The 21,196-nt window shown below is 59.2% G+C and carries 18 protein-coding genes; 12 read left to right on the top strand and 6 right to left on the bottom strand.

Annotated features, from left to right (window positions below; genetic code table 11):
- Nucleotide 1 precedes the first annotated feature (1 nt).
- From xdhB to ATU_RS11265, 3 genes are all read right to left on the bottom strand, one after another.
- On the bottom strand, nt 2-2,341 hold the full coding sequence (xdhB, locus tag ATU_RS11275; RefSeq protein WP_035255938.1) for a xanthine dehydrogenase molybdopterin binding subunit: 2,340 nt from the start codon (nt 2,339-2,341) through the stop codon (nt 2-4).
- 194 nt (nt 2,342-2,535) lie between these two features.
- Nucleotides 2,536-4,005 carry a xanthine dehydrogenase small subunit gene (gene xdhA / locus ATU_RS11270; RefSeq protein WP_010972218.1) on the bottom strand — a complete coding sequence of 490 codons (1,470 nt, stop codon included), beginning with the start codon at nt 4,003-4,005 and terminating at the stop codon, nt 2,536-2,538.
- A 137-nt stretch (nt 4,006-4,142) separates the two neighbouring features.
- Nucleotides 4,143-4,919: a 3-hydroxybutyrate dehydrogenase gene (locus tag ATU_RS11265; RefSeq protein WP_010972217.1), complete on the bottom strand. Its 777-nt coding sequence runs from the start codon at nt 4,917-4,919 to the stop codon at nt 4,143-4,145.
- Between the two features lie 232 nt (nt 4,920-5,151).
- On the opposite strand from ATU_RS11265, the gene ATU_RS11260 reads away from it, so the two are divergent.
- From ATU_RS11260 to sbmA, 4 genes are all read left to right on the top strand, one after another.
- Nucleotides 5,152-6,213: an LLM class flavin-dependent oxidoreductase gene (locus ATU_RS11260; RefSeq protein ID WP_010972216.1), complete on the top strand. Its 1,062-nt coding sequence runs from the start codon at nt 5,152-5,154 to the stop codon at nt 6,211-6,213.
- A 54-nt stretch (nt 6,214-6,267) separates the two neighbouring features.
- Nucleotides 6,268-7,020 (top strand): type I methionyl aminopeptidase, encoded by a 753-nt coding sequence (gene map / locus ATU_RS11255; protein WP_010972215.1) that lies wholly within the window; start codon nt 6,268-6,270, stop codon nt 7,018-7,020.
- A gap of 210 nt (nt 7,021-7,230) precedes the next feature.
- Entirely contained in the window at nt 7,231-8,421 is a 1,191-nt protein-coding gene (locus ATU_RS11250) for an MFS transporter (RefSeq protein ID WP_010972214.1), read from the top strand.
- Nucleotides 8,422-8,585: 164 nt separating this feature from the next.
- Nucleotides 8,586-9,854 carry a peptide antibiotic transporter SbmA gene (gene sbmA / locus ATU_RS11245; RefSeq protein ID WP_006314665.1) on the top strand — a complete coding sequence of 423 codons (1,269 nt, stop codon included), beginning with the start codon at nt 8,586-8,588 and terminating at the stop codon, nt 9,852-9,854.
- A 50-nt stretch (nt 9,855-9,904) separates the two neighbouring features.
- Here the strand turns inward: sbmA and ATU_RS11240 are convergent, their stop codons facing one another.
- Nucleotides 9,905-10,888 (bottom strand): polysaccharide deacetylase family protein, encoded by a 984-nt coding sequence (locus tag ATU_RS11240; protein WP_010972212.1) that lies wholly within the window; start codon nt 10,886-10,888, stop codon nt 9,905-9,907.
- Between the two features lie 150 nt (nt 10,889-11,038).
- Here ATU_RS11240 and ATU_RS11235 point away from each other — a divergent pair, with 150 nt between their 5' ends.
- From ATU_RS11235 to ATU_RS11215, 5 genes are all read left to right on the top strand, one after another.
- Nucleotides 11,039-11,623: an NnrU family protein gene (locus ATU_RS11235; protein ID WP_010972211.1), complete on the top strand. Its 585-nt coding sequence runs from the start codon at nt 11,039-11,041 to the stop codon at nt 11,621-11,623.
- 155 nt (nt 11,624-11,778) lie between these two features.
- Complete coding sequence (locus tag ATU_RS11230; RefSeq protein WP_010972210.1) at nt 11,779-12,450, top strand: tetratricopeptide repeat protein; 672 nt, start codon at nt 11,779-11,781, stop codon at nt 12,448-12,450.
- A gap of 133 nt (nt 12,451-12,583) precedes the next feature.
- Nucleotides 12,584-14,014, top strand: a complete 1,431-nt coding sequence (der, locus tag ATU_RS11225; RefSeq protein WP_010972209.1) for a ribosome biogenesis GTPase Der — start codon at nt 12,584-12,586, stop codon at nt 14,012-14,014.
- A 208-nt stretch (nt 14,015-14,222) separates the two neighbouring features.
- Nucleotides 14,223-14,831 carry a DUF2026 domain-containing protein gene (locus ATU_RS11220; protein ID WP_010972208.1) on the top strand — a complete coding sequence of 203 codons (609 nt, stop codon included), beginning with the start codon at nt 14,223-14,225 and terminating at the stop codon, nt 14,829-14,831.
- Between the two features lie 121 nt (nt 14,832-14,952).
- On the top strand, nt 14,953-15,564 hold the full coding sequence (locus ATU_RS11215) for a hypothetical protein (RefSeq protein WP_035255945.1): 612 nt from the start codon (nt 14,953-14,955) through the stop codon (nt 15,562-15,564).
- Between the two features lie 191 nt (nt 15,565-15,755).
- On the opposite strand, the gene ATU_RS11210 is transcribed toward ATU_RS11215, so the two are convergent.
- Together ATU_RS11210 and ATU_RS11205 are read right to left on the bottom strand one after the other, a co-directional pair.
- Nucleotides 15,756-16,805 (bottom strand): bifunctional monoglucosyl/glucuronosyl diacylglycerol synthase, encoded by a 1,050-nt coding sequence (locus tag ATU_RS11210; RefSeq protein ID WP_010972206.1) that lies wholly within the window; start codon nt 16,803-16,805, stop codon nt 15,756-15,758.
- 331 nt (nt 16,806-17,136) lie between these two features.
- Complete coding sequence (locus ATU_RS11205; protein WP_035255947.1) at nt 17,137-18,057, bottom strand: sugar kinase; 921 nt, start codon at nt 18,055-18,057, stop codon at nt 17,137-17,139.
- A 156-nt stretch (nt 18,058-18,213) separates the two neighbouring features.
- Here ATU_RS11205 and bglA point away from each other — a divergent pair, with 156 nt between their 5' ends.
- The 3 genes from bglA (at nt 18,214) to ATU_RS11190 (ending at nt 21,110) form a co-directional block, all read left to right on the top strand.
- On the top strand, nt 18,214-19,878 hold the full coding sequence (bglA, locus tag ATU_RS11200; protein WP_010972204.1) for a beta-galactosidase BglA: 1,665 nt from the start codon (nt 18,214-18,216) through the stop codon (nt 19,876-19,878).
- Nucleotides 19,875-20,342 (top strand): aminoglycoside 6'-N-acetyltransferase, encoded by a 468-nt coding sequence (aac(6'), locus tag ATU_RS11195; RefSeq protein WP_010972203.1) that lies wholly within the window; start codon nt 19,875-19,877, stop codon nt 20,340-20,342. The genes bglA and aac(6') overlap by 4 nt, the downstream gene beginning before the upstream one ends.
- 216 nt (nt 20,343-20,558) lie before the next feature.
- A complete protein-coding gene (locus ATU_RS11190; protein ID WP_006314654.1) occupies nt 20,559-21,110 on the top strand; it encodes a hypothetical protein in 552 nt (183 codons plus the stop codon).
- Nucleotides 21,111-21,196 lie beyond the last annotated feature (86 nt).

Here is a 21,196-nt window from a genome sequence, read left to right as displayed (position 1 = left end):
CTCACACCTTTTTCAACCGTTCCACCGCCATCAAAACCCGTTCGGGTGTGGCCGGCGCATCGAGACGCGGGCAGACCTTGTAATCGGCGACGGAGGCGACCGCCATGGAGAGCGCTTCGAGAACCGAGATCGCCAGCATGAAGGGCGGTTCGCCGACCGCCTTGGAGCGGCCGATGGTGGGTTCCGCATTTTCCGCCCATTCCGCCAGCTTGACGTTGAAGCTCTTCGGCCGATCGGAGGCGAGCGGGATCTTGTAGGTGGAGGGCGCGTGGGTGCGCAGCCGCCCCTTGCCGTCCCACCATAATTCCTCCGTCGTCAGCCAGCCCATGCCCTGCACGAAGGCGCCTTCGATCTGGCCGATGTCGATGGCCGGGTTCAGCGACTTGCCGACATCGTGGAGGATATCGGTGCGTTCCATCATATATTCGCCGGTCAGCGTATCGATCGACACTTCCGAACAGGCCGCGCCATAGGCGAAATAATAAAACGGCGTGCCACGGCCGGCGGCGCGGTCCCAGTGGATTTTCGGCGTCTTGTAAAAACCGGCGGCGGAAAGCTGCACGCGGGCGAAATATGCCTTCTTGATGAAATCGTTGAAGGCGATTTCCTCAAGTCCGATGCGCACCCGGTTCGGCAGGAAGACCACTTCTTCTTCCGGCACATTCCAGTTTTCAGCGGCGAACTTCACCAGCCTTTCGCGGATCTGACGGGCGGCGTCATAGGCGGCCATGCCGTTCAGGTCCGTGCCGGATGAGGCGGCGGTGGCCGAAGTATTCGGCACCTTGCCCGTGGTCGTTGCCGTTATCTTCACCCGGCCGATATCCACCTGGAAGGCATCGGCCACCACCTGCGCCACCTTGGTGTAGAGGCCCTGGCCCATTTCAGTGCCGCCGTGGTTCAGGTGGATCGATCCGTCATTGTAGATATGCACCAGCGCGCCCGCCTGGTTGAAGGCGGTCATGGTGAAGGAGATGCCGAATTTCACCGGAGTGAGCGCGATGCCCTTGCGGATGATCGGGCTGGTCCTGTTGAATTCGATGATCGCCTCGCGTCGGGCGCGATAGTCGCTGGATGTCTCAAGTTCCTCGACGACGCGGGCGATGATGTTGTCCTCGACCTCCTGATGATAGGGCGTCGTGGTGCGGCCCGAGCCGGTCTCGCCGTAAAAGTTCAGTTTGCGGATATCGAGCGGGTCCTTGCCGACCGCATAGGCGATTTCCTCGATGAACCGTTCGGCCCCCAGCATGCCCTGCGGGCCACCGAAGCCGCGAAAGGCGGTGTTGGAGACCGTGTGGGTTTTCAGCGGTCGCGAAGTCAGGTGCACATGCGGATAGAAATAGCTGGAATCGGCATGGAACAGCGCGCGGTCCGTCACCGGGCCGGACAGGTCGGAGGAAAAACCGCAGCGTGCCGCATAGGTGGCGTCGACAGCGTGGATGCGGCCTTCCTCATCGAAACCAAGTTCGTAATCGACACGGAAATCATGGCGCTTGCCGGTGGCCGTCATGTCCTCGTCGCGGTCGGGACGGATTTTCACGGCCCGGTTCAGCTTCTTGGCGGCGATGGCGCAGAGTGCTGCAAACTGGTTGCCCTGGGTTTCCTTGCCGCCGAAGCCGCCGCCCATGCGGCGCACCTGTACAGTGACGGCGTTGGACGGCACCTGCAGAATGTGGCTGACGATATGCTGGATTTCGCTGGGATGCTGAGTGGAGCTCCACAGCGTCACCTCGTCATCCTCACCCGGCACGGCCATGGCGATGTGGCTTTCGAGATAAAAATGCTCCTGCCCGCCGATCCGCATCGTGCCGGTCAGGCGGCGGGGCGCGACATCCATTTCAATCTTGGCATCGCCGCGTTTCAGCGTCATCGGATCGATGACGAGCGCGCCGCCATTTTCAATCGCGGTGTCGATATCGGTGAAATGCGGCAGGTCTCTGTAAGTGATCTTTGCCTTGCGCGCGGCCTTTCTGGCGATATCGCGGGTTTCGGCAAACACCGCAAAGATCGGCTGGCCGTGGAATTCAACCTTCGTTTCGGCTAGCAGCGGCTCGTCGTGACGACCGCCGGACGAGACATCGTTTTCGCCGGGCACATCCTTGCCCACCATCACCCACAGCACGCCCGGTGTAGCTTCCACTTCGGAGAGGTCCATCGAAACGATTTCAGCATGGGCACGGTCGGCAAGGCCGAGTGCGCCGTGGACGAGGCCGGCGGGTTCGGGAATGTCATCGATATATTCGGCACTGCCGGTCACATGCTTATGCGCGGAATCGTGCCGGAGCGACGTGTGCATCGGGCCGTCGATTTCGGTCTTGGTCTTGTCGAAGCTTGTAGTGTCCATGGTTCAAGCTCCTTCTTGGTGAATTACGGCATATGACAGCGATAACAGTCCCTCATTCCTGTGCTTGTCACAGGAATCCAGCCAGCCCAAGTCTTTGGGCTGAAAAGAGTCTTTGGCCGCGCAGACGCGCGTCGGCTGGATTCCTGTGACAAGCACAGGAATGAGGGAGGGTGCGGGTTTCGCCATCGCCATCATCACGCCTCCTCCAGCGAGAAACGGCTGAGTTCCTGCTTTTCCCCTGATGTCTCCAGGAAGAATCGTGTCAGCAGGTTCTTCGCCGTCAACTGGCGATATTCGGCGGTTGCACGCCAATCCGTCAGCGGGGTGAAATCCTCATCCAGCGCATCGCGCGCGGCGTCGATCGTTTCCTGCGACCACTCTTTCCCGAGAAGCGCCGCTTCCAGATGCGTTGCCCGTTTTGGCGTGCCGGCCATGCCGCCGAAGGCGATGAGGATGTCTTCGACGGTGCCTTCGGCATCTAACGTCAGATTGAAGGCGGCGCAGAGCGCGGAGATATCTTCGTCGCGCCGCTTGGAAATCTTGTAGACGGCGTAACGGCTTTCCGGCTTCTGGAACGGAATGAAGAGTTTTTCGACGAATTCGCCGCTCAGCCGGTCCTGTTTGCCGTAGTCGATGAAATAGCTTTCCAGCGGCAGGCTGCGGCCTCCGGAAGACGAGCGCAGGGTGAGCGTCGCGCCCAGCGCGATCAGCGCCGGTGGCGTGTCGCCGATGGGCGAGCCATTGGCGATGTTGCCGCCAATCGTTCCCATATTGCGCACCTGCTCACCGCCCAGCCGGTCGAACAGTCGGGCAAGCGGCGGGAAGTGCTCTGCGATGGTCTTGAAGGCCTGGCTGTAGGTGACACCGGCGCCCAGCGTGATGCCGTCTTCACCCACGGTGATCGTCTGCAAATCCCCGAGATTATTGATGAAGATGACAGGGTTCAGTGCCCGCATCTGCTTCGTCACCCACAGGCCGACATCGGTGGAACCGGCGACGATGGTGGCCTTCGGTTCAGCGGCGTAAATTTCGGTCAAATCGGAAAGCGTTGCCGGAATGATGCTGCGATCCTCGCCGTGGGTGACGATGATCGTCTCGTTTTCGCGGACCGCCCAGAGCTTTGCCATGATATCGGTGCGGTCCCGTTGCAGCGGGTCGAACAGCGCACTCGGACGGGCCGCGGCGATTTTTTCGGCGGCCCTCACGATCGGCTCATAACCCGTGCATCGACAGAGATTGCCTTGCAGCGCCTTTTCGATGTCGGCGCGGCCGGGGGTTTCGCTTGATAGCCACAGGCCATAAAGCGACATAATGAAACCCGGCGTACAGAAACCGCATTGCGAGCCGTGGAAATCCACCATGGCCTGCTGCACGGGATGCAGCGCGCCGTCGCGGACGGCCAGATGCTCCACCGTGACGATATGGGTGCCGTGCAGCGAGCCCAGAAAACGGATGCAGGCATTGACGCTTTCATACCGCAGCGAACCATCAAGCAGTCGCCCGACCAACACCGTGCAGGCGCCGCAGTCACCTTCCGCACAGCCTTCCTTCGTCCCGGTCAACCGCTTGCTGATGCGGAGGTAATCGAGAAGCGTGTCCGTCGGTCCGAAATCCTTCAGCGAAATGGTTTCGCTGTTGAGGATGAAGCTGATCGCGTCTTTCATGCAATGCCCTGCTTTTTTGTCCGGCTGCCGAACCGGTTTCTTGTGATTATCTCTGTGTATCTATGCACGCCCTTGCGCGTATATCGATTTCCGTTTTGGCAATTCATTGTTTCCATAGCGGAAAGAAAATCCGGCAATTATTGTGCCGTCCAGCCGCCGTCTACGGAAATATGGGTGCCGGTGATGTTGCTTGCGGCGTCGCTTGCCAGAAATATCGCAGCGGCGGCGACGTCATCGACGGTGACGAATTGTTTGGTCGCCTGCAATTCCAGCATCACGTCGTTCTTCACCGCCGCTTCGCTGATGCCGCGCACCTTGGCCATTTCCGGTATCTGCTTTTCCACCAGCGGCGTCAGCACGTAACCGGGACAGATGGCGTTGACGGTGACGCCCGTTTGCGCAAGTTCGAGCGCTGCCGTTTTCGTCAAGCCCATGATGCCGTGTTTGGCCGCCACATAGGCCGATTTGAACGGCGAGGCGACAAGGCCGTGGGCTGAGGAAATGTTGATGATGCGGCCTTTGCCTGCCTTTTTCATCAGCGGTATCGCGGCACGCATGGTGTGAAAAGAACTGGTCAGATTGATGGCGATGATCCAGTCCCATTTTTCCGTCGGGAACTCCTCGATGGGCGCGATGTGCTGAATACCGGCATTGTTGATGAGCACATCCACCGAGCCGAGTTTTTCGTGTGAGGACTGGATGAGATCGGCGATCTCGTCCGGTTTCGTCATATCGGCGGGATGGTAAAGCACCCGCCCGCCGCTTTCGGCTTCCAGCAGAAGGCGCAGTTTTTCGATCTCGTCGTCGTCGCCAAAACCGTTCAGCACGATATTGGCGCCCTCCCGCGCAAATCTTTGCGCAATGCCAAGGCCGATGCCGCTTGTGGAGCCTGTCACGATAACTGTCCGATGCATGCTTTCCCCTTTTTGCATTACTTCGCACATATTTAAGCAGGTTATGCCCAAAGGGGGCGGGCTGGCAATCGTGATTTCGGGCGTGATTTCGGGCGCCACTTCGGGGAAGGGGGGCGGTGTGGTAAATCCGGCTGCGCCCATCCATTTTTTCGAAGCTAAGCTTCCAGATTTTGCGTTTGTGTGAAGGGCCCTCCGTGCCTATCTCTCAGGCAAGCAAATAGAGGTATCATCTATGGAACTCGGTCTTTACACATTCGCGGATGTCAATCCCAATCCCGCCGATGGCCGCGGGCCTGAAGGCGCGCGCCGGCTGCGGGAATTGCTCGAGGAAATCGAACTCGCCGATCAGGTCGGGCTCGATGTTTTCGGGCTTGGGGAACATCACCGCCCTGACTATGTCGTCTCCTCGCCCTCCACCGTGCTTGCGGCTGCAGCGGTTAAGACGAAGAACATTCGGCTGACGAGCGCCGTCTCGGTGTTGAGTTCAGATGACCCGGTGCGGGTGTTCCAGCAATTTTCGACCGTCGATCTTCTGTCGAACGGTCGCGCCGAAATCATGGCCGGGCGCGGCTCCTTCATCGAATCCTACCCGCTGTTCGGTTACGATCTCGAAGATTACGACGTGCTCTTCGCTGAAAAGCTGGATCTGCTGCTGGCGCTGCGCGAACAGGAAGTCGTCACCTGGTCCGGCACCAAACATCCTGCCATCAACGGGCGCGGCGTTTATCCACGGCCCTTGCAGGAACGTCTGCCGGTCTGGATCGCGGTCGGCGGCACACCGCAATCGGTGGCGCGGGCCGGCGCCATGGGCCTGCCGGTGGCGCTTGCCATCATTGGCGGTGAATACCGCCGTTTTGCACCGTTGTTCGATCTCTACCATGAAGCCGCGCGCCGGGCAGGGCAGGAAAAAACCAAGCTGCGCACCAGCATCAATGTGCACGGCTTCATCGCCGATACGACCGACAAGGCTGCCGACCAGTTTTACGGCCCGCAGGCGGAGGTGATGAACCGCATCGGCCGCGAGCGCGGCTGGGGACCGACGAACCGTGCGCATTTCGATGCGGCGCGCGGGCCGGAGGGCAATCTCTTTCTCGGCGAGCCGGAACTGGTGGCGGAAAAGATCATCAAGGCACATGGCGTCTTCAAGAATGATCGTTTCCTGCTGCAGATGGCCATCGGCCTGATGCCGCATGATCAGATCATGCGCGGCATCGAGCTTTATGGTACGAAAGTCGCCCCTCTTGTCAGAAAAGAATTGACGGGGAGCGCCGATCCGGTGAAAGCCACGGCCTGATGATTACCAAGGCGGGCGTTTTCAGACCCGCCAGACAGAACGACGGACAGAGACATGGTTATTTCCACCGACGAAGAACTTGATCTGCTGAAGGATATCGGCCGTCTTTGCGCCGTGGCCATGCAGACCATGGCGGACGCGCTGGAACCCGGCATCACCACGGCCGAGCTGGATGCGATCGGCCGCAAGGTGCTGGAGGATAACGGCGCGCAATCCGCGCCGGAGTTCTGCTACAAATTTCCCGGCGCGACCTGCATCAGCGTCAACGAGGAAGTGGCCCACGGCATTCCCGGCCCGCGCATCATCAAGGCAGGCGATCTCGTCAATATCGATGTCTCGGCGGTGAAAAACGGCTTTTTCGGTGACACGGGTTCGTCCTTCGCCGTGCCGCCTGTCAAAAAGGACATCGAGCGGCTGTGCCGCGATGGCAAACGCGCCATGTGGACCGGCCTGCAACAGGTAAAAACCGGCCGGCCCTTCGCCGATATCGGCAATGCCATCGGCGCCTTTGCCAAAAAGAACCGCTATACGCTGATCACCAATCTGGCGAGCCACGGCATAGGTCGTTCGCTGCATGAGGAGCCGAAGGAGTTGGCGACCTGGCCGGACAAGGATGAGCGCCGCATCATGCAGGAAGGCATGGTGTTCACCGTCGAGCCGTTTCTTTCGACAGGGGCCTATTGGGCTGAAGATGGCGACGATGATCCTTGGACGCTCTACAGCGATCCGAGCGCGCCGACCGTGCAGTATGAGCATACGGTGGTGGCGACGAAGAACGGGCCGCTGGTGTTGACGCTGGTTGAGTGACAAATCCGTTCTTGCGAAGAATGATGGTGCTTGCTCGCCGTTAAGATAAGGTGAGCGGCTGCGGCATTTTTCTTCTCCCCGGCGTGGAGAAGAAACAAGCGGCGACGTAGGAACGCATCGCCGCTCACCGCGTCACCGATAAAGACCGCTTATAACGCCGATCAAAATAACTCGCTTGTCGCCTATCCGCCCTGTTGCGATAAGCCACGCATGAGCATCGACAAGCCACTTTCCACCAGACATCTGACCGCGCTCGGTTTTGCAGGCGCTTTGATGATGGCCTCCGCTATGGGTTTCGGCCGTTTTTCCTTTACCCCCATCCTGCCCGGCATGATGGCGGATGTGCCGCTCTCGGCGGGGGATGCGGGAATTGTCGCGGCTGGAAATTTCGCCGGTTATCTCGCAGGCGCGATTCTCGCCGCCTCTTCCTGGGGGTCGGGGCGGGAGCGGCTGGTTGCGCTTTGTGGCCTGTTTTCCACCGCCGCGCTGCTGCTTGCCATGGCCGCGTTCAACTCGGTTGCGGCTTTCACCGTCATCCGGTTTCTGGCGGGTGTCGCCAGTGCGATGACCATGATCTTCACCTCGCAGATCGTCATCGGCCATGCCGCAAAAGCCGGCAGGGACAGTGTGCAGGCGCTGCATTATGGCGGTGTCGGTGCCGGTATCGCGATTTCCTCGCTGGCGGTCTATCTGATCGGCGTCGTCTTTGATGGCGGCGGTTCGTCGTGGAGGGAGGAGTGGATCGCCGGTGCCGTCTTTTCCTTCGTCGCATTTCTTCTCGTCTTCCGGGTGCTTCCCGCCGGCCCGCCGCGGCATGCGTCTTCAGCGGCGGAGCCGCCGCTCGCCTGGACGCGACCGCTGTTCCTGACGACGCTGGCCTATGGGCTGTTCGGCTTCGGATACGTCATCACTGCCACCTTCATCGTGGCGATTGCCCGCATGGCGGCGGCCGGCGCTTTCGTGGAATTCCTCGCCTGGTTCATCACCGGCTGCGCCGCTGCCGCTTCGCTTTTCCTCTGGAAACCGGTGTTGAAGTCACAGAGGCTGAAGCGGGCTTTCGTGATCGTTCTTGCGGTCGAGGCCGTTGGCGTCTTTGCCTCTGTGATGCTGCCGCCCGTGGCCGGCGTTCTGGCCGGCGGCCTGCTTCTCGGGCTGACCTTCATGGTCATCACCGCCTATGGGCTGCAGCTCGGCAGGGAATTTGCCGGGCCGAGCCCGCGTCGTGCCTTTGCGCTGATGACGGCCGCCTTTGGCACGGGCCAGATCGTCGGGCCGCTTGCCGCCGGCTGGATTGCCGAGGTGACGGGCAGTTTCACCGCGCCCAGCATTCTCGCCTCCGCCGTGCTGGTCGTCAGCATTCTCCTGATGCTGCCGGTGCTTGCCGCGGAAGGGAGACGTTAGGCCCGCCATCCGCGTTTTTTGTGGGGATCGATCCACCGTTTGCGCCTTACATCTTGTTAAGGTGGCCGCTTCATCGTTGCTGTGCACAAATTTCTGCCCTAGGTTCGGGCCATCTAGTGCTTCGCCAATAATGGCTGACTTCAAACGCGCGTGAGTTCAACAACGTGTTTCATTCCTTCTTTCCCAAGCCGAAATTGTTCTTTACCTCCGCCATCGTTTGGGCCTTCTTCGCTATTCTTGCCTGGTATTTCATAGTTGAAAGGGTAGGGGCGTCCTGGGGCTACGTGATGCCTGAACAGGAACCCTACGATCTCAGTTATTTTCTGGTTCCCGCAAATCTGTTCTTTTACGGCTATCTAGCATCGTGCCTGGCGTTGTTCGGCGTCGTCTGGACCGTCATCGCCAAGGATCACCCCTGGAAGCTCTGGTCCATCTGGGGATCGCTGCTGATTATCGCGGTGACCTATTTCGGCGTTCAGATTTCCGTCGTTATCAATAATTTCCGGCGGCCTTTCGGTGACCTTCTGCAAAATGCCCTTTCCAAACAACCGGGTATCGAAGTCTGGGATTTCTATAGCCTCCAGATCGTCTTCGCTAAGATCGCCTTTCTCAGCATGGCGGTTTCGATCCTGACGGATTTCTTCACCAGCCATTATATCTTCCGCTGGCGAACCGCGATGAACGACTTCTACATGTCCAAATGGGAAAAGCTGCGCCATATCGAAGGTGCTTCCCAGCGTGTTCAGGAAGATACGATGCGGTTCTCCTCCACGCTGGAGGCATTGGGCATCACCCTGATCAATTCGGTCATGACACTCGTCGTTTTCCTGCCGATCCTGTTTGCGCTGTCGTCCTACGTCTCCGAATTGCCGATCATCGGTGAAGTGCCGCATGCGCTGTTCTGGTTGGCGATCGTCTGGTCCATATTCGGCACGGTGCTCCTGGCGACAGTCGGCATCAAGCTGCCCGGTTTGAACTTCCGCAATCAACGTGTGGAAGCTGCCTATCGTAAAGAACTGGTCTATGGCGAGGACCACGCAGACCGCGCCCAGCCCCCGACAGTCAAGGAACTGTATTCCAATGTGCGGAAAAACTATTTCCGCATGTATTGGCACTATCTCTATTTCAACGTCGCCCGGTATTTCTACATTCAGGCCGATGCGGTGTTCCTGCTTTTAATGCTTGTTCCAACCATCGTGGCAGGCAAGATCACCTACGGTATCTACCAGCAGATCGCCACGGCCTTCGGTCAAGTCAGCAATTCGTTTCAGTATCTGGTCAATTCCTGGACGACGATCATCGAACTGCTGTCCATTCATAAGCGTTTGGTGGCCTTTGAAGCCGCGATCGACGACAAGCCCCTGCCGGATATCGACGAGCGCTATCTGCAACGGGAAGCGGAAGCTGGTGAACTGGCGGCAAATAAGCCCTAAAACATATAAAAAGGCGGCCAATCGGCCGCCTTTTTCGTGAAACGGGGGCCTTAACCCTCCGTCTTCTGCTTCCTGCGCGCCTCGATCATCGGCATCGCCTCGGCATAGCTGACGCAGGCCACATCCTCTTTCTGGCAGACTTCGCGCAGCAGCCGCTCATAGGCATTCCAATAAGCGCCGCCATTCATCTTCACGAAGTGAAAGCCCATCTGCAACGGAATGCGCTCGCCATTATATTGCCTGTCGAATGCATTGCGGAAGGCCGTATAGGCGCGCTCCTCAAATTCCCCGGCACGGTCAGGCGTTTCGATGCCGATGGAGTGGCGGATGAAGAGATTGTAGTCCATGGCGATGATCGGGCGGTTGCCGGGCCCCTCTGGAATGAGCGGCAGGCCGAAATGCTGGATGCCTTCGCGCTCCACCGGCCATTCCGGCCCCTTGGTGATGCTGGTGGCGTCATAAACGAAGCCGTGCTTCTTCTGCGCGGCAGTTAGCGCCGGGCCCTGCGACAGATAGGGGGCGCGGAAACCATTGATCTTCTTGACCATATCGCGCCAGCCTTCGGGCTCCTCGCCCTTCTTGCCGATCATCTGCCAGGCATTTTCCAGGGTACTGGTGAAGGTGGTGAATTCGCCATCCCATTGTTCGGCGGTCCACTGCCCGCCATCGAAATGGCCGCAGGTATGGTTGCCGATCTCGTGGCCTTCACGATAGGCGGCCCAGATGTTTCTCAGCCTCGTTTCCACCTCTTCCTGTGACTGCCCGAAGCCGACATTGGAGCGGCCGGCCTTCTGGCCCGGTCCCTGATAGGTCTTGGCGCTGGTCTTGCGGTCCATCACCAGCGTGCAGGCGAGAAAATAGGTGAAATGCGCGCCGACCTGCTTGCCCGTCGCCCGGCTTCTTTCCCACAGCGTATTGTCGCCCGCACCGTCGAAGGAGACGATGACCAACTGCTTCGGCTTCTGCGCCTCCTGCGCAAGTGCAGGAAGGGCGGCGAGAAGCGACAGAGAAAAAGCGGCAAAGGGGCGAAACATCAGTTATCCGTCATATGAAACACCGTGGCCTTTTGCGGGTGGAATAAGGCGAAGCTTTGAAGTGGCTGGCGTTTTCATGGCTTTCAGCCTAATTCCTGTTCTTAACCGCGGTGATCGGGCCGCATTCGTTCCATCGGGGGACCGTGTTCCATGCTTTTTCTCGTACTCTGTCTTGCCTTGTTCCTGCTGACCCACCTTTTGAAGGTGGTCGCACCGCAATTTCGCGCCCGTATGATCGCGGCGATGGGTGAGGGGCCTTTCAAGGGCGTTTATTCCCTCGTCAGCCTCATCACGCTCGGCCTTGTCATCTATGCCTTCGGTGAAGCCCGGCAGGAGACCGGCATGCTCTGGAATCCGCCGGTCTTTATGAGCCATATCGCTGTGACCCTGATGCTGCCGGCGATGATCTGTCTCATCGCCAGCCTCATCCCGGCTGGCCACATCGCCACGAAGACGAAACATCCGCTCATTCTTTCGGTCAAGATCTGGGCGCTCGCGCATCTTCTCGCCAATGGCGAGACGTCCTCGATCCTGCTCTTTGCATCGTTCCTCGCCTGGGGCGTGGTGATGCGGATTTCGCTGAAGCGCCGCGAGCGCGCGGGTGAAAAAGTGGTCCGCGACTTCGTTTCAAGCCGCTATGATCTGGTGGCCATCGTCGGCGGCATCGTTCTGTGGGGCGCTTTCATCCTGAAACTGCACGAATGGTTGATCGGCGTTCAGCCCATCGCGATGTAGGAAATCGACGTTTCCCCCTTACATATCAGGCAAAATAGGCTAGAAGGCCGACCATGACCCGGTCGGCCTGACTTTTGCCGACCCGGGTAAGCGGCTTGGTATGTCCGCGGACGGATGGATCGGCAACGATCTCCGCGCGGGTAACGGAGAATTTGATGGCAAACGAAAATGATACCTTTATCCGCGAAGTGAACGAGCAGATCCGCTCCGAGCAGCTGTCGCGCTTCTGGGGCCGGTACGGTATCGTGGTCGTGGGCGCCGCCATTCTCGTGGTTGTCGGTGCTGCAGGCGCGGGCATCTACGAATACTGGAACACCAGCCGCGCTTCCAACTCCGGCGACCAGTTCCTGGCTGCGCTGAAGCTCGCTTCCGAAAACAAGACCGACGATGCGCTGAAGGCCTTTGCCGATCTCGAAACCACGGGTCATGGCAATTATCCAGTGCTTGCGAAGTTCCGCTCCGCCACGCTGCTGTCGCAGAAGGGCGATGCGGCCGGCGCCATCGCCGCCTTCACCGCCATCGGCAACGATACCTCCGCACCGCAGGTCTTCCGCGACACCGCCAGGGTGCGCGCCGCCTGGTTGCTCGTCGACAACGGCACCTATGATCAGGTGGTTGCACTTGCCGAGCCGCTCAGCACTGACGGCCAGACCATGCGGGCGTCGGCCCGCGAGGCTCTGGGTCTCGCCGCCTACAAGGCCGGCGATTTCGCCAAGGCCAAACAATGGTTCGAGCAGATCATGAGCGACACGCAGGCCCCGCGCAACGTAACGAACCGCGCGCAGATCATGCTCGACAACATTACCGCTTCGGGCAAAGCTGCTTAAAGCCGCTTCTCCCATCCAGATCGCCCCGGCATTTCTTTGCATTGCCAAAGCGATCCAACTCATTATTTTACGCATGTCTTTTGCCCAAAACAGGTAACGTTTTGGGCAGACTTGCTCTAAGGAACACACAACAATGAGCTTCACCGTCGCCATAGTCGGGCGCCCCAATGTCGGCAAGTCCACGCTTTTCAACCGTCTGGTCGGAAAGAAGCTGGCGCTGGTGGACGACACACCGGGCGTGACCCGCGACCGCCGCCCCGGCGATGCCAAGCTCATAGACCTGCGCTTCACCATCATCGATACCGCCGGTCTGGAGCAATCCGGGCCGGAAACGCTTCAGGGCCGTATGTGGGCGCAGACGGAAGCGGCGATCGATGAAGCCGATGTGACGTTGTTTGTCATCGACGCCAAGGCCGGACTGACGCCCGCCGACGAGACGCTGGGCGAAATGTTGCGCCGTCGCGGCAAGCCGGTGGTGCTGGTGGCCAACAAGTCAGAAGCGCGCGGTTCCGATGCCGGTTTTTATGACGCCTTTACCCTCGGTCTTGGCGAGCCTTGCCCGGTTTCAGCCGAACATGGTCAGGGCATGATCGACCTGCGCGACGCCATTGTCGAGGCGATCGGCGAAGACATGGCGTTCCCGCCTGATGTGGATGAGGCGGAAACGGATATTGTGCTTCCGCGCACTGAGCCCGGCAGCGAGGAAGAAGAAGACGAAGAGCCCGTCTATGACGAGACCAAGCCGCTGCGCGTCGCCATCATCGGCCGGCCGAATGCGGGCAAGTCGACGCTCATCAACCGTTTCCTCGGCGAAGACCGGCTGCTGACCGGCCCGGAAGCCGGCATTACCCGTGACAGCATTTCGGTCGAATGGGACTGGCGCGGCCGCACCATCAAGATGTTCGATACGGCCGGCATGCGCCGCAAGGCCAAGGTGACGGAAAAGCTGGAAAAGCTCTCGGTCGCGGATTCGCTGCGCTCCATCCGTTTTGCGGAAACCGTCGTCATCGTTTTCGACAGCACCATCCCATTCGAAAAGCAGGATCTGCAGCTGGTCGATCTCGTCATTCGCGAAGGCCGCGCCGCCGTGCTCGCCTTCAACAAGTGGGATCTCGTGGAAGACCCGCAGGCCTATCTGGCCGATCTGCGCGAAAAGACCGAGCGTCTCTTGCCGCAGGCGCGTGGCATCCGTGCCGTGCCAATGTCCGGCCAAACGGGTTATGGCCTCGACCGGCTGATGCAGAGCATCATCGATACGGACAAGACCTGGAACCGCCGCATCTCGACCGCCAAGCTCAACCGCTGGCTGGATGCGCAGACCACGCAGCATCCGCCGCCAGCCGTTTCCGGCCGACGCCTGAAGCTGAAATACATGACGCAGGTCAAGGCCCGCCCGCCGGCCTTCATGATTTCCTGCACCCGTCCGGAAGCCATTCCGGAGAGCTATACGCGTTATCTCGTCAACGGCCTGCGCAAGGATTTCGACATGCCAGGCGTACCGATCCGCGTGCATTATCGTGGCTCGGACAATCCGTTCGAGAGCAAGGCGAAGAAGCGGCGGTGATCGGCCTGCGGTTTTGAGGCACGACGATGTGGCATTTTCTTCTCCCCGGCGGGGAGAAGATGGCCCGAAGGGTCAGATGAGAGGGCAACCTCTCCTTATATCTTAACCATCGCCCCCTCATCCTGTTGCCGCGGACTTCTCCCCCTCGGGCAGAAGAAACAAGCGGCGGACGCTCGCCCAACGACTTGTTTTTGAAGAGTAAAAGACCATGTTGATCAAGCAGACCGACTATTTCAGGATTTACCGCGTCATCAACAGCCTGCTCATCAGCCAGAACGCCGATCCCGCCTCGGCCTCCATGTATTTCAGCACCTTCGGCGCCTTCATTCTGCAGCAGCACTACAAGGTGAAGGCGGTGCCGAAGGGTGGGCTTGCCGCCTATAATCTCGGCGGAACGGTTCTCTTGTTCGCAGATCATCGCGAAGACGGTTATGTGACGGGTGCGGGTGAGAATTTCCATTGCTGGGTCGAGGCCGACGGATGGGCTATCGATTTCATGGCGCCCGCCTTTTCTGAAGGCACCGATGCGCTTGCGGTGCCGGCAAAGATGTTTCAGCGGCCGCTGTCGGCCATGGCGGCATCCATCAATGATCTCGGCCAATCCGGCGATTTCTTCTATCGTTCCGAGCCGGAAGCCACGGCCAGACGTTTTGCCGACTGGCACAAACAGGCAATGATCGGCGATATGGCGAGCGTTGCCGCCAACTGGTTCCGCAAATCCCCCAAGCAGATGGCGGCATCACTTTCAGTAACCGACCGGGACGGCAAGGCGCGAACCGTGCCGCTGACGGGTGAGATGCTGACTGGAGCCTGGTGAGCGCAGATTTCACCGGACGATGTCGATCTCGACAGTTTGGGCAGCAAAGGCCTTTTGATTTAAAGGGGAAATGGCTGTTACAAAGATCGGGCTTCAACAGGGACGGGATTGACGTGCTCAGATGGCTGATGACACCATTTCAATAAGCTTCACACCAGACCCGAAACAAGTTCCCGCCTATGTCCACGGCTATCAGCATCAGGCGTATGAAAATTACAGCATGATTTTCGACAAGTCCTGGAAGCGCCGTTTTGCCTCGGCAAGGGCGCATCTATCCTTGTTTGCAGGACTGGCTGCCGGTTTCGTCTATTCCTTAAGCCTGCCGTGGTTTCCGGGCGTCTGGCCGGTGGTTGGTTATTGGGTGTTTGCCCCCGCACCGTTTGTGGCCCTCGCCGTCTGGTTCATTATCTTGCGGGGCTCGAGAAGGGAGATGAAATCCTATTACGAGGCCCTTGCACATTGGAATATCGCCCATGAGCGGATGTATTCGCCTCAAATACAGGTCGAGATAGGACCTGAGGGCTACAAGCAGGTCACAAGACTGGACACCGTGCAACTGAGCTGGGCGCGTTATCATCTCGCCATCACGCCGCCGGATAGTCTGGTGCTGGTTTTCCATGGGACGGTCGCCGTGATACCCAGCAGTGCCTTGTCGATGGCGCCAAAGGACATTGTCGAGAAGATCAACCAATGGAGCGCGGCCCAGCAGAAAGAGCTTCTTCCTCTATCCTGAAGCGGCATCTCAAGGGCTGTTTCGGGCTATCATCCGGAAAAAGGACGGCCAGCGTAATCTCGCGGCAACCGCCTGACGTCAATCAGCAGCCCGACCCCGTTCTAGAGATAACGGCAGTCGCGTCCTGATCGCCTTGTGACACTCCCGCACCCTTTCGTCTACTCATTCCCGCACAAATCTCGGGGATTGCCTCATGCAAGCCGCGAGCGCGACAGAAGCGGCAGCGATTTTCCGGCTGCGTGGATGACGTTGTCAAGGAATTGCCGCGAGGCCTTTTCCCAGCTGTAGCTTTTGGAAAGCGCAAGCGCTGCCTGTGGTGAGCAGTGAAGCGCTGCCAGACAGGCATCGCGCAGGTTATTGTCCAGTGCGCCGGCGGCGGGGTTGCCGCCGAGAATGTCGATCGGCCCGGTGACGGGGAAGGCGGCCACGGGCACTCCGCTGGCCAGCGCTTCCAGAATGGTGTTGCCGAATGTGTCGGTCTTCGACGGGAAAACGAAGACATCGGCCTGGGCATAGGCATCGGCCAGCTCCTCACCGGTCTTGATGCCGGTGAACAGAACATCAGGGTATTTTTCCTGCAATTCATAGCGGGCGGGGCCGTCGCCGATGACGATCTTCGATCCCGGCAGATCGAGGTCCAGGAATTCCGGCAGGTTCTTTTCCACCGCCACCCGGCCCACCGTCATGAAGATCGGTCTCGGCAGGTCGAAGGGCAGCTTTGTTTTCGTGCGGGGATGGAAAAGCTCCGCGTCGATGCCGCGGCTCCAGCGCTTGAGGTTGCGAACGCCGCGCGCTTCCAGTTCGGTCTCGAGGCTCGGGGTAGCCACCATGCAGGTGTTGCCGCCATTGTGGAACCAGCGCACGAAAGCATAAAGCCAGCTTTCCGGAACAGGGAAACGTGCCGCGACATATTCGGGAAAGCGGGTGTGATAGCTGGTGGAAAACCGCATATGGTTCTTCACGCACCAGCGCCGGGCCATGAAGCCCAGCGGCCCTTCCGTGGCTATGTGCACGAAGGAGGGCTGGCTTTTTTCAATCTCTACCGCCACGCGGCGATAACCGGCGACCGACAGGCGGATTTCCGGATAGGTGGGGCAGGGGATGCTGTAAAAACTCTGCGGCGTGACCATGCGCACATCCACGCCCAGTCGCGCCAGTTCGGTATTGGTGTTTTCGATCGAGCGAACCACGCCGTTGACCTGCGGGTGCCAGGCATCTGTGACAATCGTGATTCTCGTCATGAAACACTGATCCTGCTCATCTGCGCTCGGGCGAATCCCCATTGCCCGGCTTCTGCCCGTATATGCGGCGCGCTTGTTACAGGATCATGTCAGGGTCTGTGACGGTGGGGAATCGTGGTTTGCGCTCAAAATTTTGCTATTGTCCGTGGCGCTGCCTCCTGTCCTCATCCCTGTGCTTGTCACAGGGATCCAGCCAGCCCAAGTCCTTGGGCTGAAAGGGCACTTCTCGCCGCGCAGACGCGCGTCGGCTGGATTCCTGTGACAAGCACAGGAATGAGGGAAGCCGAGGCGGCTGCATGCGAAAATCCACGTTCGCCCAGTGTGGCGAGCCTTATCCCACCAGCGGAAGCAGCTCGGGGCTGATCAGCGCGCCATGATGGCCGATGACGGTTGCCGCCGCCCTTGCCGCGAAGGTGGCCGCCTCTTCCGGAGAACTTCCGGTGACGTAACGGGCAAGGAAGGCACCGTTGAAGCTGTCGCCGGCGCTCGTCGTGTCCACCACATCCACGGCTTTTTCCGCCGGGGCGTGGCTGCGGCTGCCGCCGAAATCAAGCGTTGCGCCCTTGGCGCCGTCCTTCACGACGATGTTTTCAACGCCGAGCGAACGGTAGCGGGCGATGGTCGCTTCCACGGAGACATCGCCGAAATGGCTGGCTTCGTCATCGAAGCTTGGCATGACCAGCGTTGCGGCGCGGGCACCATTGGAGATCGTCTCCAGCATTACATCCCTGTCGGCCCAGAGGCGCGGGCGGATATTGGGGTCGAAGACCACCAGCTTGCCGGCAGCCCGGGCGCGGCGCAGTTCGGCCAGAAATGTATCGACATCATGGGCGGAGGCGAGAATGGCGAGCGTGATGCCGGAGAAATAGACTACATCGGCGCTTTCGACCGTCTTGCGCAGGTGATCTGCGTCGGCGGCCAGCTGTCTTGCGGCGGCGGCGTTGCGCCAGTAGCTGAAGGTGCGTTCGCCGTCTTTCAGGTTGATGAGGTAGAGGCCGGGTGTGCCCCCCTTGATACGGCGGATTTTTTCGGTGCCGATGCCGGCTTCCGCGATGAAGGCCAGCATGTCTTCCGACAGCGGATCATCACCGAGCGCTGTAAAATAATCGACGGACCAGTCCTGCGGCAGGCAGGCGCGGGCATACCAGGCGGCATTGAACGTATCCCCGGCGAAACCCTTGCGCAGCAGCCCGTTGCCGGCCTGCGACAGTTCCACCATGCATTCGCCAATCGACAAAAACCGTCCGCCCACGCCGTCATCCTCCCGTTTTTTCCAGCCATGCGGCTTACGACGAGTGCGCGCCGCTGACAAGGGCGATGTGGCTCGTTTGTGCATGTGCGAAGTTCCGGTTTACGCGGGCGCAAGGGCTTTATATTCTCCCGGCGTGACACCCTCAGGAGATCGCCGATGACGCTACCCCATGCCCCGGTCCACAAACCTCAAGCGCAATCGGACTGGTGGAAAGGAGCGGTGATCTATCAGGTCTATCCGCGCTCGTTTCAGGATACGACCGGCGACGGATATGGCGATCTGGCCGGGGTGACGAAACGTCTGCCCTATATCGCCTCACTCGGTGTCGATGCCATCTGGCTCTCACCCTTCTTCACCTCGCCCATGGCCGATATGGGTTATGACGTTTCCGATTATTGCAATGTCGATCCAATGTTCGGCACGCTCGCCGATTTCGACGCCCTGATGGCCGAGGCGCACCGGCTGGGGCTGAAAGTCATCATCGATCAGGTGATTTCGCATACGTCTGACAAACATCCGTGGTTCGTGGACAGCCGCGCGAGCCGTATCAACAGCAAGGCGGACTGGTATGTCTGGGCCAATCCCAAACCGGATGGCACGGCACCCACCAACTGGCTTTCCGTGTTCGGCGGGCCGGCCTGGGAGTGGGACGGGGTGCGGAAGCAATATTATATGCACAGCTTCCTCGCCTCGCAGCCGGACCTGAATTTCCACAATCCCGAGGTTCAGGATGCGGTGCTGGAAACCGTGCGTTTCTGGCTCGATCGTGGCGTGGACGGTTTTCGGCTCGATACCGTCAACCACTATTTCCATGACAAGCTTTTGCGCGACAACCCGCCGCTTGTTGACGACGAAAGTTTTGGCCTCGATGCGTCCGACGTCAATCCCTATGGCATGCAGGACCATCTCTACGACAAGACACGGCCGGAAAACGTGGCTTTCCTCAAGCGCTTTCGTGCGCTGCTCGACGACTATGAGGGCCGCGCCACGGTGGGTGAGGTGGGGGATGGGGCTCGCTCCCTGAAAACGGTCGCGGCCTATACATCCGGCAATGACAAACTCAACATGTGTTACACATTCGATCTGCTGGGACCGGATTTCAGTGCAAAACACCTGCGCGGCTCGGTCGAGACATTCGGCAAGGTGGTGACGGATGGCTGGGTGTGCTGGGCCTTTTCCAACCATGATGTGGTGCGCCATCTCAGCCGGTTTTCCGAAGGCCCCGAGGAGCAGACGCGCGTTGCGAAACTCGCCATCTGTGTTCTCGCCAGCCTGCGTGGCTCCATATGTCTCTATCAGGGCGAGGAGCTGGGGCTGACAGAGGCCGAACTTGCCTTCGAGGATCTGCGTGATCCCTATGGCATTCGTTTCTGGCCCGCCTTCAAGGGGCGCGACGGATGCCGCACACCGATGGTGTGGGAAACGGGCAAGCCGAATGCCGGGTTCTCAACTGCCGAAAAGCCTTGGCTGCCGGTGCCCTACGTGCATGCCATGCAGGCCGTGGATGCGCAGGAGCGCAAGCCGGATTCGGTTCTCAACCATTATCGGGCCGTCCTGTCCTTCCGCAAAACCCATGGTGCGCTGCGCGACGGCGACATGCATTTCATCAAGACCAATCTCGATGTGCTGGCCTTCACCCGGCAGAGGGGTGATGAAAAACTGCTGTTCGTTTTCAACCTGACCCGTGAGCCGGTGGAATTTCCCGTGCCAAAGGCCATGAGTGTTACGGATATCCTGCAGATGCCGGGTTTTGCGCCGCTCTATGATGCTGGCATCGTGAAGCTCGAGGGGCTGGATGTATTTTGCGGGATCGTTGCATGAGCGGACAATTTGTCATCGGAAACGCCGCCGACTACCCTGATGCATGGTGCCTTTTGCGGCATCGCCTGTGGCCGGATACCACGCCCGCCGAACATAGGGAGGAGTTGCAGGACGTCGGCGAAACCGGGGCTGGATTTATTGTCCGTGATCCAGCCGGAGTGGCCATTGGTTTTGCCGAGGTCAGCCTGCGGCGGGACTATGTCAACGGCTGCGATACGTCGCCCGTGGCTTTTCTCGAGGGAATCTATGTCGAGCAGGCGTTTCGCAAACGCGGCGTTGCCGCCCTCATGGTGGAGGAGGTGACCCGCTGGGCAATCAGCCAGGGCGTGAGCGAGCTTGCCTCCGATGCCGATATTTCAAACACCGATTCCCATCGCATGCATGCGGCGCTTGGGTTTGAGGAAACGGAACGGGTGGTTTATTTCCGCAAGATGCTGCGCTTGAATGACGAGCCGGAACAGTGAAATATAGATTTATAGCCATCTATTTTTAAATATTAATATGTTTATATTTTTATTTATTAATATTATTTGCTCAATTATTCTATTTAATATTTGGAATTTTTCGTCATTTTTATTTTAAGCCAATATTTGGCGAGCTTAGCGCAAGTTTTACTGTGTAAGCATTGGGGCATTAAGAGTTTTTCATTCGCGGCCTCAGGGCTTGGCAGGGATTGTCTCATGTCCGTTTCAATCAAGAATTTCGGCCAGTTCGGCGCTGGCAATTCGGGAACCTCTCGTGGCAAAGCTCAGGCTGCCGTCCCTTCGATCAGGGACGTCCTGCTTTCCGGGCAATCGTCGGCGCGTGTATCGTCCACGACACAGACGTCGAAGACGTCTTCAAGCGATTATCTCACCTCGTCTGTCTTCATGCAGAATTTGAAAGCCAAGCTTTCGACGGCAGGTGACGACCCGGCTCAATATCTGCGTGCACGGTCCATGATGGACGCTCTGCAGCGCGGGCGTCTGAAGGTTTCGGACCCGACGCAGGGAAAATCGGTCGGCGCCTGGGATCCTGGCCAGAAAAACGCCAAGGCGACAGCGGCCACGGAGATCCCCAAGACCAACTGGGTCGATTTCCTCAATGCCCAGCTGAAACGCAGCGACGACGGTGCGCTTTCGCGGGATGGTAACGGCAGCTATGTCGACAAGGCGACAGGCGGCAATGCCTATTTCGGCAGGGTGGCGGGCAAATATTACTATGTAACCTGGCCCGCTGAAACGAAGGCTTGAGGCCGCTCCCCGCGCCTGCGAAGACGGTTGGAGCATTTTCGGCCGGAAGACCGGGATCCACTTTCCTCGAAATGCTCTAGACGTCT

It is taken from the genome of Agrobacterium fabrum str. C58 (assembly GCF_000092025.1).
GTDB classification, from domain to species: domain Bacteria; phylum Pseudomonadota; class Alphaproteobacteria; order Rhizobiales; family Rhizobiaceae; genus Agrobacterium; species Agrobacterium fabrum.
The sequence above is the reverse complement of the archived record's forward strand: the minus strand, read 5'-3'. Positions and strand labels throughout refer to the sequence as shown.